We start from the raw sequence: 15,874 nt of genomic DNA, 5'->3' as shown, positions 1-15,874 counted from the left end.
GTCGCGAAGCGGCAGCATTTGTTAAGGCATAAAGGCCATTCTGGCCTTATCGCAGCCTGCGGCAGCTCCTACACAGATTGGCGGTTTACGCCAGCTGTCGGCGCAATTGGCGCGCCGCCGCCACCATGTTGACCAACGCCGCTTCGGTCTCGGCCCAGCCACGGGTTTTCAGGCCGCAGTCCGGGTTGACCCACAAGCGCTCGGCCGGGATACGTTTCACCGCTTTGGCCATCAACTTGACCATCTCGGTCGTGTCAGGCACCCGTGGCGAGTGGATGTCGTAGACCCCTGGGCCGATGTCGTTCGGGTAGTCGAACACTTTGAAAGCCTCCAGCAATTCCATGTCCGAGCGCGAGGTTTCGATGGTGATCACGTCGGCGTCCATCGCAGCGATGGCACCGATCACGTCGTTGAATTCGCTGTAGCACATGTGGGTGTGGATCTGCGTTTCGTCGCCCACGCCCGAGGCGCACAAACGGAACGCTTGCACCGCCCAGTCGAGGTATTCCTGCCACTGCGCGCGACGTAACGGCAAGCCCTCACGGAACGCGGCTTCATCGATCTGCACAATCTTGATCCCGGCTTTTTCCAGGTCCACCACTTCATCACGAATCGCCAGCGCCAGTTGTTGCGCCTGGACCTTGCGCGATATGTCCTCGCGCGGGAACGACCACATCAGCATGGTCACCGGGCCGGTCAGCATGCCTTTCATGACCTTGTCGGTCAGGCTTTGCGCGTACTGAATCCACGCCACGGTCATCGCTTGCGGACGGCTCAAGTCGCCGAAGATCACCGCCGGTTTCACACAACGCGAGCCATAGCTCTGCACCCAGCCGAAGCGGGTGAACAGGTAGCCATCGAGCTGCTCGGCGAAGTATTCGACCATGTCATTGCGCTCGGCCTCGCCATGCACCAATACATCCAGACCCAGTCGCTCCTGAATCTCCACCGCATGACGGATTTCGCTGTGCATGGCGTCGGTGTAATCGTTGGTCGACAACGTGCCCAGCTTGTACGACTGACGCGCCAGACGAATCGAGGCCGTCTGTGGGAACGAGCCGATGGTGGTCGTCGGAAATGCCGGCAGTTGCAGTCTCGCCTGTTGCAACGCGATGCGCTTGGAGAACGGCGATTGACGTTGGCTGTCAGCGTCAGTGATTGCCGCCAGACGCGCCTGGACCCGTGGCTTGTGAATCCGCGAAGACTGCTGACGGCTGGTCTGCACCGCACGGCTTGCGGCCAACGCAGCTTCTACCGACGGCGCCTGAGGGTTATTCAACGCTGCGCTGAGCACGGCGATTTCTTCGCACTTCTGCACCGCGAAAGCCAGCCAGCTTTTCAGCTCGGTATCCAGTTGATCTTCACGCTCCAGGTTCACCGGGCTGTGTAACAACGAGGACGAACCGGCGACCCACAGATTATTGCCAAAGCGGGTGTGCGCTTCTTTGAGCTGAGCCAATGCCTGATCCAGATCGCAGCGCCAGACGTTACGGCCATTGACCACACCCAACGACAACACTTTGTAGGTCGGCAAGCGATCCAGCACCCATGCCAGTTGTTCCGGCGCACGCACCAGATCGACGTGCAAACCGTCCACCGGCAGCGACACCGCCAGCCCGAGGTTGTCCTCCAGGCCACCGAAGTAAGTCGCGATCATTTTTTTCAACGGCGAATATTGCAGGCTGTGGTAAGCGCGTTCGAAGGCGTTTTTCCAGTCTTGCGGCAGGTCCAGGGTCAGGATCGGTTCGTCGATCTGCACCCATTCCACGCCCTGCGCGGCGAGGCGGCCGAGGATTTCGCCGTAGATCGGCAGCAGGCGGTCCAGCAGGTCGAGCTTGTCGAAGCTGTTGCCCTTGGCTTTACCCAGCCATAGGTAGGTCAGCGGGCCGATCAGCACCGGCTTGACCACATGGCCAAGGGCCTTGGCTTCGTCGACTTCTTCGAACAACTGCTCCCAGCTCAGTTGGAAGCGTTGGTCTTCGGTGAACTCCGGGACCAGGTAGTGATAGTTGGTGTCGAACCACTTGGTCAGCTCTTGAGCATATTGAGTCTTGGCGTGACCGTGGGTGCCACCGCAGCAGTTGGCTGTGGCGCCACGGGCCATGGCGAACAGGGTATCGAGGGTCGGCAGGCCCTTGTCATCGGTGGCGCTGGCGAAGCGCTCGGGAATCACACCGAAGGTCAACGAGTGAGTCAGCACCTGGTCGTACCAGGCAAAGTCGCCGACCGGCAGCAGTTCGATGCCGGCGTCTTTCTGCAACTGCCAATGGTTGGCGCGCAGCTCGCGACCAACGGCCTTCAGACCGGCCTGGTCGAGATCGCCCTTCCAATACGCTTCCAGGGCTTTTTTCAGTTCACGATCTGCGCCAATGCGCGGAAATCCAAGGTTGTGGGCCAGGGCCATGACAATGTTCCTTTAATCTGAAGGTGGCGATAAAACATGGCGCTATTGTCGACAGCCAAGGCAACATGAGACAAACTCATTGTTTTCGTGTTGATCACAAAATTAATTCATGGAGCGCGCCGTGCTGGAAATTCGTCACCTGAAAACCCTGCACGCCTTGCGCGAGGCCGACAGCCTTGTGGAAGCCGCCGAGCGCCTGCACCTGACTCAGTCAGCGCTCTCCCACCAGTTCAAGGAACTGGAAGAACGCATGGGCATGACGCTGTTCGTGCGCAAGACCAAACCGGTGCGGTTCACCAGCGCCGGCCTGCGTCTACTGCAATTGGCAGATGCGGTGTTGCCGCAATTGCGCGGCGCTGAACGGGATATCGCACGCCTGGCGGGCGGCACCGCAGGGCGACTGCACATGGCCATCGAATGCCACAGTTGCTTCCAGTGGTTGATGCCGACCATCGACCAATTCCGCGACGCCTGGCCGGAAGTCGAACTGGACCTGGCCTCAGGCTTCGCCTTTGCCCCGCTGCCGGCGTTGGCCCGTGGCGATCTTGACCTGGTGGTGACCTCCGACCCGCTGGAGTTGGTCGGCATCACTTACGTGCCGCTATTCACCTACGAAGCAATGCTGGCGGTGGCCAATCAGCATCCGCTGGCGAGCAAGCCGTACATCGTGCCGGATGATCTACTCAAGGAAACCTTGATCACCTACCCCGTGGAACGCGACCGCCTGGACATCTTCACCCGCTTCCTCGAACCGGCTGACATCGAACCCGCGCAGGTGCGCACGTCGGAACTGACGGTGATGATGATGCAGCTGGTGGCCAGCGGCCGTGGCGTGTGTGGCATGCCGCATTGGGCGCTGCATGAATACAGCTCACGGGGTTATGTGAAGGCCAAGCGCCTGGGTGAAAAAGGGCTGTTCGCGACGCTGTATGCGGCGGTCCGCGCAGACATGCTGGACACGCCGTACATGAAGGATTTTCTGCTAACGGCGAAGGACACGTCGTTTTCGACGCTGGATGGGGTGAGTGCGGTTCGATAGGACGGAGCGCGGTATTTGTAGGAGCGAACTTATTCGCAAGGCGGTGTGTCAGGCAAACCGCGTCAAGCCGCTCGCCAACAAGTTGGCTCCTACAGATTTTGGCCCTTCAGAACGCCTCGGTCTTGAGCAGTTGCGCCTCGGCCCCGCGCTCCAGCGCCAACACGATCAAGCGATCGATCAACTGTGGATAGGTCAACCCGCTCGCTTGCCACAGCTTCGGGTACATGCTGATCGAGGTGAAACCAGGAATGGTGTTGACCTCGTTGATGATGATCGCGTTCGCTGCGGTGACGAAAAAATCGACCCGCGCCATGCCCGCGCACTCCAGCACGCTGTAAGCACGCAACGCCACGGCACGCACCTGGTCACTGACACCTGAAGGCAAGTCCGCCGGGATCGCAACGCGGGCCTGACCGTCGTTCAGGTACTTGGTGTCGTAGGCATAGAACTCGTCGTTGGCGATCACTTCACCCACGACACTGGCTTGCGGATCACGATTGCCCAGCACCGCGCACTCGACTTCACGGCCGACCATGCCTTGTTCAATCAGCACTTTGTGGTCGTACTCGAACGCTAGCGCCAAGGCCTTGCTGAACCCGGCCTCGTTGGTGACTTTACTGACGCCGACCGACGAACCCTGGCTCGCCGGTTTGACGAACAGCGGCAGACCCAACTGGCTGACTACCGTGCTGAATTCAATCGATTGATTGCGCGTCAGAACCACGAAAGGCGCCACGGCAATCCCGGCGTCGCGCAACAGACGCTTGGTCACGTCCTTGTCCATGCACGCCGCAGAGCCCAGCACGTCCGGGCCGACGAACGGGATGTTCATCATCCGCAGCAGACCCTGGATCGAGCCGTCTTCGCCGTAGGTGCCGTGGATCAGGGGGAATACCACGTCGATGTGCGGCAGCGTCACGCCACTCTCGACCGCGACGAACTGCGCACCCACGCTGCCTGGCAGCAACGACACCAGTTTGCCCGACGCACTGAGTTTGATCTTCGCCGGATCGGTGGGGTTCAGCAGGTAGTCCTGCTCATCGAAATGCAGCCAGCGGCCTGATTTGTCAACGCCGATCAGGATCACGTCGTAGCTGGCGCGATCGATCGCATTGACCACATTCCGGGCTGATTGCAGCGAGACTTCGTGTTCGCTGGAGTGCCCACCAAAGACGATGGCGACTGTTTTTTTCAAAGCGGCGATTCCTTGTGTTCAAGCCGCGAAGATAAAAGCAATTTTCAGCGTTCGTCCAGTGGTAAAGGGCATAACACGGTCTTTGTGGGAGCTGGCTCGCCTGCGATTTGCCTGACGCGGTGTGTCAGGTGAGACGCCATCGCGGGCAAGCCCGCTCCTACAAGGTTCTACGACATTAGGTCGCTTCCTGGAAATCCATTTCCGGTGGTTGACGACGGAAGCCGCTAGTCAGCCAAGCCAGATAAACCACGCCCACCGCCAACCAGCTCAAGCCGAGGATGATCGCCAGTTTGTCGAGGCTGATCATCAGCCACAGGTCAGCCGCCAGGCCGATCAGCGGGAACACCAGGAACAGCACCAGCTCACGCAGGCCACGGTTTTTGCCGCCGATCCAGTAGTGGAAGATCACCGACAGGTTGACCAGGCTAAACGCCAGGAATGCACCGAAGTTGATGAACGAGGTCGAGGTGGTGACGTCGAGCTTCAGCGCCAACAGAGCAACGACGCCACACAACACGATGCTGTTGACCGGAGTACCGAAACGCTCGCTGACTGAACCGAAGAACGAGTTGGACAGCACGCCGTCACGGCCCATCGCATAGAGCAGACGCGAACCGCTGGCCTGAGCTGCCAGGCCCGACGCAAATTGGCCGACGATCAAGCCGATCAGGAAGATCGAGACGAACAGGTCGCCGCCGATGTTCTTGGCGATTTCGTAAGCGGCCGAATCCGCGTTCTCGAACACGAACGATGGGTGCGCCAACTGCACGAAGTACGACACGCCGACGAAGATCAAACCGCCGATCAGGGTAATCAACATGATCGCCCGTGGAATGGTGCGCACCGGGTCCTTGGTTTCTTCGGTCAAGGTGCTGACCGCGTCGAAGCCAAGGAACGAATAGCAGGCAATCGCTGCACCGCTCATGATCAGCGGCATCTGCATATCGCCGGTGAAGAACGGCGCCAGGGTCCACAGCGGCTTGGTCGCATCACCGCCGATGTAGTGGATGCTCAGCGCGACGAACGCGATCAGCACCAGCGCCTGAATCACCATCAGCAAGGCGTTGACGGTGTTGGCCAGCTTCAACCCGATGATGTTGATGAAGCTGGTGATCACGATGAACGCCAGCACCCAGACCGGCTGTGGCACCGACGGAAACGCCGAACCCAGGTACGCCGCGCCAATCAGCCAAATGGCCATGGGCAGGAACAGGTAATCCAGCAGTACGGCCCAACCGGCGAGGAAGCCGAGTTTCGGGCTGATCGCCTTGCGCACGTAGCTATAAGCAGAACCCGCGACCGGGAACGCAGCGGCCATGCGACCGTAGCTCAGTGCGGTGAAGAACATCGCCACCAGTGCCGCCAGGTACGCAGCCGGCACCATGCCGTTGGTGGACTGCGCGAGGATCCCGAAAGTACCGAGCACGATGATTGGTGTCATGTAAGCGATGCCAAACAGCACCACCGACCCTAGTGAAAGGGTGCGTTGCAAACGAGCCATGGGCGAATTACTCCGGATTATTGGTTTTATGGCAGAGAAAAGTTCGGCAGAACAACTATGTTTTTCTTATATAGAGCGTTTATGTAGAGCGTTTTTTGCGGCGAACACCGGGGCATCCGTGCTCGCCGTTTGGGGTGCTTATCGGGGAATCAACAACTCACGCCGACCGTCAGCGTGTTCGATGACTTCACCTGGCAAACGCAGGCGTTGGTCATTCAAATAGCGGTAATCGCGGCGCGCTTTGGCCAGTTGGCTGAAGTCCAGCTCGACGGTCACTTGGCCCTCTTCGCGGCCGGATTCGTGGAGCAAGGTGCCAAACGGATCGACCAACGCACTGCCACCCGCGAACAAAAGGTCGCCGTCACCAGACCCGACGCGATTGACCATCACCGCAAACGCCTGGTTTTCCTGGGCGCGGGCCATGATCGCGGTGCGGTGCGTCGGGCCGTATGGGTCCATGTTGCCGTTGGTGACGATGATCAGGTCAGCGCCCAACTGCGCCACGGCACGGGCGGTTTCCGGGAATTCGATGTCGTAGCAGATCAGCAGGCCGACGCGGACACCGTTCCATTCGCAGGTGGCAAACCGGTCGCCCGGGGTGAACACGCCGCGATCCGACGCCCACAGGTGGGTCTTGCGGTATTTCAGGGCGATGCCTTCAGGGGTGATCAACAGCGTGGTGTTGTAGAATTTGCCGTTATCGTTTTCGGCAACGCCAATCGCCACCGCGATATTGTGTTCGCGAGCGGCCTGTTGCACGGCCTGCACGGTCGGGCCATCCAGCGGCTCGGCGACCTGGGCCACGGTTTCAGCCGAGGGAAAGCCCATCAGATGAGTTTCCGGGAATACGATCAACTGGGTATCAGCGGCGCAAGCGGCAATCGCTGCCAGGGCACGCTGCAGGTTGTAGGCGGTGCCGTTATCCTGACCTGCCAGTTGCGCGAGTTCGACCTTCATGGGTTCTCCTTGTTAACGTGGGCCGACCCGGCACAATAAATGCTGGCTGGTCATCGGCTCTGCGGGCAGTATGCGCATCAGCAAGGGGTGCGGGAAATTACGCAGCTGTGGTAACCCAATAGGGGTAGAGGCATGACAATCGCACTACAGGACATCGCCTGGCATCGCTCGGTCGCGCAATTGATCGAAGCGTTGGACAAGCCGAATTTCTGGGCGCAATTGGTGCGCCTGCTCAATCAGTACGTCAGCTTCGATAGTTGGGTGGCGCTGCAATTCAGCTCTCGACAACGACCGTTGGTCTTTGCGGAGTGTCCGGCCGAAGACGGTGCGCCCGACCAACTGTTCCAGGACTACCTCAAGGGTCTGTACCTGCTCGACCCCTTCTATATCGCCAGTCGCGAGCATTCGCAGACCGGATTATTTCGCCTGGCGGAGGTCGCGCCCGAGCATTTCGAGCTGACCGAATACTATCAACGCTACTTCCGTCTAAATGTCGTCGCCGACGAAATCCAGTTCAATTGCCAGCTCGATGCCGACCGCACTCTGTGCCTGTCACTGGGTTCCACCCAACGCTTTGGCGCCGAACAGATCGCCCTGTTGTCGATGATTCAGCCGTGGGTCGTCGCATTGTTGCGACAACGTCTACCCTTCGAGTTGCTGGAAACCGAAGCGCTGACCGAGGCCTCGACCGAAATACAGGCGCTGCCCCTGCAACCCGGCAATGACTGGCGCAGCCAACTGGAAGCGTCGGTGCAGCAGAGCCGGGGCGCACAACTGACCGCCCGCGAGCTGGATGTCGGCCGTTTGATGCTCAGCGGCTGCTCCGGCAAGGAAATCGCCCGCAAACTGGAGATCTCGGTGGAAACCGTGCGGGTCCACAAGAAGCACATGTACAGCAAGCTCGGCATCAAGTCGCAGTCCGAGCTGTTTTCGATTTTTCTTCAGGCACAGAGTGCCTAATCCAAGGGAAAGGTTTCACGTCATGTGAGACCACAGACTGATAGGCGCGATACAGCGTCAGCGTTTTTCACTAACCGTCATTGCCCAGGATCCCCTTATGAGCTTGTCTTTACTCAGTCGTTACGCCTTTTTTGTCCTTTGCGTGTTGTTCACGCTTGTCAGCATTCCCTTCTGGCAACACGAATGGCTGTGGCCCTTCACCCTGGTGACTGGCGTCCTCAGCCTGATCGGCATCGGCGACCTGATACAACAACCGCATGCGGTGCGTCGTAATTACCCGATCCTCGGCAATATCCGTTACCTGGTGGAGAAGATCCGCCCGGAGATCCGCCAGTACCTGCTGGAATCCGACAGCGATGCCCTGCCCTTTTCCCGCGCCCAGCGCTCGCTGGTGTATTCCCGCGCGAAGAACGAATCGGCCGACAAACCGTTCGGCACCTTGATCGACGTCTACCAGACCGGCTTTGAATTCATCGGCCACTCGATGCGCCCTGCGCCGCTGAGCGATCCAAAATCCTTCCGGGTGGAAGTCGGCGGCCCGCAGTGCACCCAGCCTTACTCGGCCTCGGTGTTCAACATTTCGGCGATGAGCTTCGGCTCGCTGAGCGCCAACGCGATTCGCGCGCTGAACCAAGGGGCGAAGCTCGGTAATTTCGCCCACGACACCGGCGAAGGCAGCATCAGCCCCTACCACCGGGAAAACGGCGGCGACCTGACCTGGGAGCTGGGCAGCGGCTATTTCGGCTGCCGCACCTCGGACGGCCGCTTCGATCCGCAAAAATTCGCCGCACAAGCCACCACCCCGCAAGTGCGGATGATCGAAATCAAGATGAGCCAGGGCGCCAAACCCGGCCACGGCGGGATCCTGCCCAAGGGCAAGGTGACCAAGGAAATCGCTGAAACCCGCGGCATCATGATGGGCGAAGACTGCATTTCGCCGTCGCGGCACAGCGCGTTTTCCACCCCGTGCGAAATGATGCATTTCGTCCAGCAATTGCGTGAACTGTCAGGCGGCAAACCGGTGGGCTTCAAGTTCTGCCTGGGCCACCCGTGGGAGTTCATGGGCATTGCCAAAGCCATGCTGGAAACCGGCATCCTGCCTGACTTCATCGTGGTCGACGGCAAGGAAGGCGGCACCGGCGCCGCGCCCGTAGAGTTCACCGACCACATCGGCGTCCCCATGCGCGAAGGCCTGTTGTTCGTCCACAACACCCTGGTTGGCCTGAACCTGCGGGACAAAATCAAGATCGGCGCCAGCGGCAAGATCGTCAGCGCGTTCGACATCGCCAGCGTGCTGGCCATCGGCGCCGACTGGGCTAACGCCGCGCGCGGCTTCATGTTCGCCATCGGCTGCATCCAGTCACAAAGCTGCCACACCAATAAATGCCCGACCGGCGTCGCCACCCAAGACCCACTGCGCCAACGCGCGCTGGTGGTGCCGGACAAAGCGCAGCGGGTGTTCAACTTCCACCGCAGCACCCTCCACGCACTGGCCGAAATGCTCGCCGCTGCCGGCCTGGAGCACCCGTCGCAACTCGAAGCCAAGCACCTGGTACGCCGGATGTCGGCGACCGAGATCAAACTGTTCTCGCAATCCCACGTGTTCCTCAAGCCCGGCCAACTGCTGACCGGGCCGGCGGATGGCAGTTTCTACTCGAACATGTGGCAGATGGCACGGGCGGATAGTTTTGAGCCGAATGTGATTTAGGTTCTGTGCGAACTGGTTGATTGGTACAAATAAGTAACGTCGCTGCCATCAGAGGCAGTAATCCCTGATGGAGGGGAGATGCGATGCGAACAAGAAAATGCAACCGAAAAATGATTGCCTAGTGAAGGAACTCAACCACGCGCCCGTCGATTCAAAGAAGCCGCCTATCCTAATGTTCGTGAGGCGGCTATTTTCTCTTGCTACAGTGAAATCAATCCCTGCGCTAACGCGGTACTTACTGCTTGCCGACGACTGAAAGAGCCTAACTTACGACTCGCATTGGCTATATGAAAATTAATGGTGCGCTCCGAGCAACCCAGAATGCGGCTCATTTCCCAGGTCGTCTTACCGACCCCGGACCATCTCAGCACTTCGGATTCTCGCACCGTCAAGCTGCACTGCAGCTCGCCTGGTTTGCTCAAGTGCTTCTGCAATCCTTCCAAAATAAAAGGAGTAAGCATAAATAACTTGCTTAGCGGACCATTCGGATCATCGTCGAATTCGTGAACAGGGTTTATATATCGAGAGACATTGAGTGATCCGTCCATCTCACTACAGCGGAGGGGGATACTGACCCCCTGTAAAAGACCGTATCTCTCGCGGGCCTTCCAGAACTCCGTGGATTTGCCCCGAGCACGCCTACGCGCCCGCCCCCAAAAAAGCGGTACAAAGTGTTGACGACAATGTCTTAATATTGGATCTACCTTGATAAAATTTTCCTCCTTGTATCGCCTGAGCCATTCAGAAGGGTAATTGGTCATGATTCTATTGAACGGGTCACTCGTAGTGGAGGAGCCCAAACTCACCAGATAACTGTCGTAACCAATTCGACGTAGTACCTTGCGTAAATTACATTCCCAGTCGCGCCTGTGTGACTCCTTGGTAAGCACAGAGAAATCATCTAATACCTCTTCGACGCTACTCTTAAAAAATATATCTTCATTTTTATTGCCGTGTATATCACCCACGATAAACTCCTGTCGCCCATAGAAGCATTCCCGTTATCTGATACTGAAAATATGGCTGCAGCTCAAGCAGTCCGCTGCCCACCCCTTAGATCACTGACTTGCGACAGTGCTGTTCTATAAAACTTCTGAATATCCCAATCCCGCCCTCCGTCAAAATACTCTCAGGATGAAACTGAACACCCTCTATCGAATATGTACGGTGTCTGACACCCATAATATATCCGTCATCACTTGAGGTCGACGTCAATACGAGACCCTCAGGGAAATCACTATTATCAATAATTAGCGAATGGTAACGTGTCGCCTTGATTGGCTTACCTTTGGTATATGAGTACACACCTTGCCCGTCATTATTTATCGTACTTATCTTTCCATGCCTTACATGGGAGGCTCGAATGACCGAGCCGCCAAATGCGAGGCCAATGGCTTGATGTCCAAGGCACACACCCAACATGGGCAGTCGCCCCTTAAAGTGTTGGAGCACCTCGATATACTTGGCATCTCGCGGATGACCCGGCCCCGGTCCCAGTACGCAAAAATCTGGAGCATACTCTTCAATTCTCCGAATCAAGTCTGGAACATCGTTTCGTTCTACGCGAGTTTCCAGCCCCAATTGTTCAAGGTACTGGCTAATAACGAATACAAAACTGTCATAGGCATCAATCAAGAAAACTTTCACTGAAACATCTCCTTTCCGGTAACGGCGCGATAAATGGAGGCCATTTTGTAGAATGTTTCAGTCCACTCTTTATCCGGGATCGAATCCGAGACGACACCCGCGGAGGCACGCAAGTAATAAGTACCCTCTTTATGAACCGCCGAACGAATGCACAATGCGGTATTGACGCTACCGTCAAACCCAATCAAGCCGACCGCCCCTGCATATATCCCACGACGATTGACCTCCATGCTTTCGATAATCTGCATCGCTCGAATTTTCGGAGCGCCCGTCATCGTTCCCGCAGGGAAGGACGCTTTGATGACGTCAAAGGCGTCAAATCCTTTTCGCAACAAACCGCGCACGTTTGACACCATGTGATAGAGGTGGGAGTACTCCTCCACCAGCATCAACTCGTCGACCTCAAGTGACCCAGGCTGGCAGATGCGACCGATATCGTTTCTGCACAAATCAACCAGCATCAAATGCTCAGCTCGTTCCTTTTCAGACCTCGTCATACTCAAAATCAATTTACTGGACGGTACGCCGGGTGATTTCCCCACCGTTCCGGCGATGGGCCTCATCTCGATCAGGTTGTCTTTGATGCGTACAAACAACTCAGGGCTGGCGCCAATCAGGTCTACGCCTCCCAGATTTGCCAGATACATGTAAGGAGAAGGGTTGTTTTTACGAAGCGCTCGATAGACGTCAAAGGGTTTGACCCGCGTATCGACCTGTACTTCGTGGCCCAACTGAATTTGATAGATGTCGCCCTGGCGAATGTGCTCCAGAGCTTTATCCACCCAACCAAGAAACTGCTCTTTATTCACGGTATCGCGAGCGACTGTGATCTGCGGGTAATGAATCGGTGCCTCGAAGGGCTGTGTGCCCGCGACATCTGCCATCAGAGCAACACAGTCGGCGGTACTGCGGGTACTCCATAGAGGACAATTGTTGACCATCACCTCCACGGTTCCTCCGGCATGGAAGTACAGCAGCGTCTGGAATACGGTCAATGCGATGATCGGGTAGTTATTGGTGCGTTCGGTTAGATCAGGAATGTCTTCCACGAACCTGACGCTGTCGTAAGAGAGGTAACCAAAAAATGCGAGACTTGGGTTGGGATGCCGTGGAACATCAAACGGCGCTTGCAGCGCTCGTAACAGGTCCCAAACGGTGTCATTCGAAGCAATGTCGATGCGTCTACGGTCATCGAGAACAAATCCGCGCGCCGACAGCGCACTTCTTAAATGCGCGATCAGCAGGTCTGCGCCTTCAAGCGTCGCATATCCTTCATAGACTTTTACGGCCAGCAATGGCTCCATTCCAATGATAGTCGCCTTGCGATCACGGCTGGGTCCCGACAAAGATTCAAGGATAAAGGTCTTATCAGAACCTAACACTTTTAAGGCCGCTTCATATACGGCCAGCGGATCACATTTCAAACGTTCAGTGTGGATCTGGACACTGACTTGTGCTGCTTTCACGTTCATGACGCAACTCCTTTATTATTACCAACCATTAACGAAGATAAGAATCGAACACACAGACCGATAACTCAAACTCGTAAAAACAGTTTAATCAGCAAATTACTTATTCAAAGGACTCATTGGCCAGACTGACGCACAAACTCACGCAAAGAGACATCTCGAAAAGAGACAGTGCTTTCCGCACCGTTCGTGTATTTCGATTTTCGTACGAACAGGCACGATCAATCGAATAACAGCACTCAACTATTCAAGGAATCACTATTTTTTCGCGAGGGTGTACTGAAACAGACAGCAATACACCGGCGGTTGCTGTGTTAACTACGCCAGATATTGCTTTTGAAGATCGAGAGATAGACAGTGCTGGACTCGGATGGGGATCCGATGGAATTCTTCAGCAGCAATATTTGGTAATACATTTAGACTTCCTTTGTCTTGGGAGATATTACAGGAGCGATTCCTCAGTCCCAATCGGATACTACCATAGGTTTAATAAGGGTCAACCTACAATTACTCATGTTCAATAGTAATCCTATGCCAGCGTAGCAACCCGCTGCGAAGTCGTCTCTTCGCATTCGGCGCACTCTATCAAGCAAGGAATCGCTGAATGACGTCGAGTGTTTGATCCGCGCATTCCAGATACGGAACATGCCCCGCTTCTTCGATAATGCAGACATTTGCCTCAGGCAGGAGCCTGCTGACCTCATCCAGGCAGGAGATATCAAACACCCGGTCGTTACTCTCCCATATGATCAAGGTCCGGGCTTGAACATCCGATAGCTGCACTTGAAGCGGATACAGCCCGCCGCCCTTAAAGTCTTCCAGTATTTTTCCAACCCGTGCATAGCGCAGCCCTCCCTTGATCGCCAGCGCGGTTGCCAAAAATGCTGGCACCTTGGGAGGCCGAGTAAAGGCAATGCTCCAAAGATCCTGCATCTCGCTCACGCATCGGTAGCCAAAAGGATGCTTACCCGACGCAAGAAACTGGCTCATCGCCGGACTAAGCCTTGAGGCTGGCAGGCCGGCGGGTGCCATTGCGATCAAACGGGAGACCTGATCCGGATAGGTGGCGGCATACAGACAGGCGATGCATCCGCCAATGGAACTGCCAATCAGTACGACATCCTTGATTGCCAGAGCATCGAGAAAAGCCTTCAGCCGCTCCACTTGAGACACTGGACTGTAACTTTGCGTGCCGTCAAACGACGACTCTCCTTCACCGGGAAGGTCCAGGAAAAGGCACCTGTGAGCATCGACTAACGAATAAATCTGCGGCCCCCACTGGTCCTTGCCTGCGCCTAACCCGTGCAGGAACACCAAGGTGCTTCCAGTATTGCGGCCGCTCGATTGTAAATACGCGATCTCATCAGTGGCAGCCCTCCAGCGCTTGGCTTTAAGCCTGAAACAAAACCGATTTCGCTGGCGCAATACGAGCAATAGCAACAGACCTACCCACTTCATTGAACATGATCCTCCCATCTTGTTTTCGCCGGTCAGTCGGCCGGGTTATTGCTTGCGGATGCCTGTCGGGGTTGCAGGCGTACCTGGCACAGTCCAACGCCGATCAAGACGGCCATACCGCCGATGACAAGGCTAAGCGATACCCCCTCCTTCAGAAAAATCTGACTGAGCGCGACCGCAAACACCGGCACTAGTAACAGGAAAGGAGCCAGTCGCTGGACAGGGTGTCTGCCCAAAAGCCAATACCACAGTCCAAACCCAATCAGCCCGCCACTGACCGCCGTATACAACACCGCGGCCCACGCGGTCGCACTGGCAGTCATTACCGATCCCCAAGCGTGCCCCTCTACCACAGCCGATACGATCAGCAACTCCGGTGTCGCAATCAATGCCGTCCACGCACTTATGGCGACCGGATTGAACGGCCCCCACCGCTTGGTCAGGATAGTGCCCACGGCAAAAACAAAAGCCGCCGCGATCACTAGCAACACTCCCGGCAGAGCGCCGCCTTTACCTACTCCTCCCAGCACCGTCAACACGCCGAGCAACGCGAGAACAATGCCCCCGATGACGTGCAATGCAATGCGCTCCCCCAGTACCGCGAAGGCCAGCAAAAGAGTGAAGGGTGTGGCCAGTTGATAGGCGACAGCAGATGTCGACGCGTCCACTCGTGAGATGCCGCAATACAGTAGTCCGAAATGGAGTGCACCAGTCAACGACGCAATCCAGAACACTTGGGGGAGTTCGCTACGTTTCGGAATCCCGCAGAACGGCACCAATACAACGGCCATCAAGGCGAAACGAATCGCCACCATGAGGATAGACGGAAGCTCTTGACCTCCAATTTTCACCGCCGTCACTTGGGCCCCCCAAAGGAATGCCACCAGTATTGCTATCAATGAATCTCGAATAGGCATTAAACAATCATCCCGTTTGAAATTGGACTTGCTTTAGCAGGCGCAGGCGCTCGACACCATGAGGCGGCCGTTCGTGCAACTTGTGATAGTGCTCAATGAGGCGATCCAGCGTTTCCTGCAATGCCTGTTCCGCTTCCGGGTCCTGAATAAGCTGCGTATTGAATGTGGCCGGAAACCCTGAGCCAACCAATACCATTTTGTTCAACAGAACATTGAGCACCACTTGACCAAATACCGCCGTATGGCCATATCGACGTCCAACCACTGCCACGGCCGCAAGCTTGTCTCGTAGCGGGCGTTCGCGGGGGCGCATGAAGCCATAACCCACGCGCTCCAGAAACGCCTGAAACCGACTGTTAGTTCCATAGGCGTGCATCACCGGCAGGTACAGAATGGCGTCCGACTTAACCATTTCATCGACAATCGCAGCGACATCGTCCTGAATTGCACAATCAGTTTCTGAACACGCATTATCTGCATCGCAGTAATCTATGCGGTAGTCCCGAAGCCAGAGTTCCTCAATCGAGGCGCGGCCTTCTAGGTGGCGTCGAATAAACGACACCACACGACTGCTGACCCCGTGTGCCCGGCTTGACCCGACAATGATGATCAGTTTCAT

Annotated in this window: 13 protein-coding genes; 3 read left to right on the top strand and 10 right to left on the bottom strand. The window is 56.6% G+C overall.

What is annotated here, in order from left to right:
* Positions 1–85: 85 nt before the first annotated feature.
* Entirely contained in the window at positions 86–2,404 is a 2,319-nt protein-coding gene (gene metE / locus ACF0H7_RS04810; RefSeq protein ID WP_397451655.1) for a 5-methyltetrahydropteroyltriglutamate--homocysteine S-methyltransferase, read from the bottom strand.
* A 121-nt stretch (positions 2,405–2,525) separates the two neighbouring features.
* Here metE and metR point away from each other — a divergent pair, with 121 nt between their 5' ends.
* A complete protein-coding gene (gene metR / locus ACF0H7_RS04805) occupies positions 2,526–3,443 on the top strand; it encodes a transcriptional regulator MetR (protein ID WP_397451654.1) in 918 nt (305 codons plus the stop codon).
* A 106-nt stretch (positions 3,444–3,549) separates the two neighbouring features.
* Here the strand turns inward: metR and ddlA are convergent, their stop codons facing one another.
* The 3 genes from ddlA to ACF0H7_RS04790 all read right to left on the bottom strand — a co-directional run bounded on the left by ddlA (position 3,550) and on the right by ACF0H7_RS04790 (position 7,096).
* Positions 3,550–4,638 (bottom strand): D-alanine--D-alanine ligase, encoded by a 1,089-nt coding sequence (ddlA, locus tag ACF0H7_RS04800; protein WP_397451653.1) that lies wholly within the window; start codon positions 4,636–4,638, stop codon positions 3,550–3,552.
* A 175-nt stretch (positions 4,639–4,813) separates the two neighbouring features.
* On the bottom strand, positions 4,814–6,139 hold the full coding sequence (locus ACF0H7_RS04795; RefSeq protein ID WP_397451652.1) for an APC family permease: 1,326 nt from the start codon (positions 6,137–6,139) through the stop codon (positions 4,814–4,816).
* 138 nt (positions 6,140–6,277) lie between these two features.
* Entirely contained in the window at positions 6,278–7,096 is an 819-nt protein-coding gene (locus ACF0H7_RS04790; RefSeq protein WP_397451651.1) for a carbon-nitrogen hydrolase family protein, read from the bottom strand.
* Between the two features lie 132 nt (positions 7,097–7,228).
* On the opposite strand from ACF0H7_RS04790, the gene ACF0H7_RS04785 reads away from it, so the two are divergent.
* Together ACF0H7_RS04785 and ACF0H7_RS04780 are read left to right on the top strand one after the other, a co-directional pair.
* Positions 7,229–8,056 carry a response regulator transcription factor gene (locus ACF0H7_RS04785; RefSeq protein ID WP_397451650.1) on the top strand — a complete coding sequence of 276 codons (828 nt, stop codon included), beginning with the start codon at positions 7,229–7,231 and terminating at the stop codon, positions 8,054–8,056.
* Positions 8,057–8,153: 97 nt separating this feature from the next.
* Positions 8,154–9,764, top strand: coding sequence for an FMN-binding glutamate synthase family protein (locus tag ACF0H7_RS04780; protein ID WP_397451649.1), 1,611 nt, complete (start codon positions 8,154–8,156; stop codon positions 9,762–9,764).
* 200 nt (positions 9,765–9,964) lie between these two features.
* Here ACF0H7_RS04780 and ACF0H7_RS04775 read toward each other — a convergent pair whose 3' ends face one another.
* The 6 genes from ACF0H7_RS04775 to ACF0H7_RS04750 all read right to left on the bottom strand — a co-directional run bounded on the left by ACF0H7_RS04775 (position 9,965) and on the right by ACF0H7_RS04750 (position 15,874).
* Complete coding sequence (locus ACF0H7_RS04775; RefSeq protein WP_397451648.1) at positions 9,965–10,732, bottom strand: autoinducer binding domain-containing protein; 768 nt, start codon at positions 10,730–10,732, stop codon at positions 9,965–9,967.
* 85 nt (positions 10,733–10,817) lie between these two features.
* Positions 10,818–11,411 (bottom strand): anthranilate synthase component II, encoded by a 594-nt coding sequence (locus ACF0H7_RS04770; protein WP_397451647.1) that lies wholly within the window; start codon positions 11,409–11,411, stop codon positions 10,818–10,820.
* Positions 11,408–12,883 (bottom strand): anthranilate synthase component I family protein, encoded by a 1,476-nt coding sequence (locus ACF0H7_RS04765; RefSeq protein ID WP_397451646.1) that lies wholly within the window; start codon positions 12,881–12,883, stop codon positions 11,408–11,410. The genes ACF0H7_RS04770 and ACF0H7_RS04765 overlap by 4 nt, the downstream gene beginning before the upstream one ends.
* A gap of 582 nt (positions 12,884–13,465) precedes the next feature.
* Positions 13,466–14,338, bottom strand: a complete 873-nt coding sequence (locus ACF0H7_RS04760; RefSeq protein ID WP_397451645.1) for an alpha/beta fold hydrolase — start codon at positions 14,336–14,338, stop codon at positions 13,466–13,468.
* A gap of 32 nt (positions 14,339–14,370) precedes the next feature.
* Positions 14,371–15,255, bottom strand: a complete 885-nt coding sequence (locus ACF0H7_RS04755; RefSeq protein ID WP_397451644.1) for a DMT family transporter — start codon at positions 15,253–15,255, stop codon at positions 14,371–14,373.
* Positions 15,256–15,262: 7 nt separating this feature from the next.
* The gene (locus ACF0H7_RS04750; RefSeq protein WP_397451643.1) at positions 15,263–15,874 is read right to left on the bottom strand and encodes a flavodoxin family protein; all 612 of its coding nucleotides are present in this window, start codon (positions 15,872–15,874) and stop codon (positions 15,263–15,265) included.

Source organism: Pseudomonas sp. NA-150 (assembly GCF_044336365.1).
Classification (GTDB): Bacteria; Pseudomonadota; Gammaproteobacteria; order Pseudomonadales; family Pseudomonadaceae; genus Aquipseudomonas.
The sequence above is the reverse complement of the archived record's forward strand: the minus strand, read 5'-3'. Positions and strand labels throughout refer to the sequence as shown.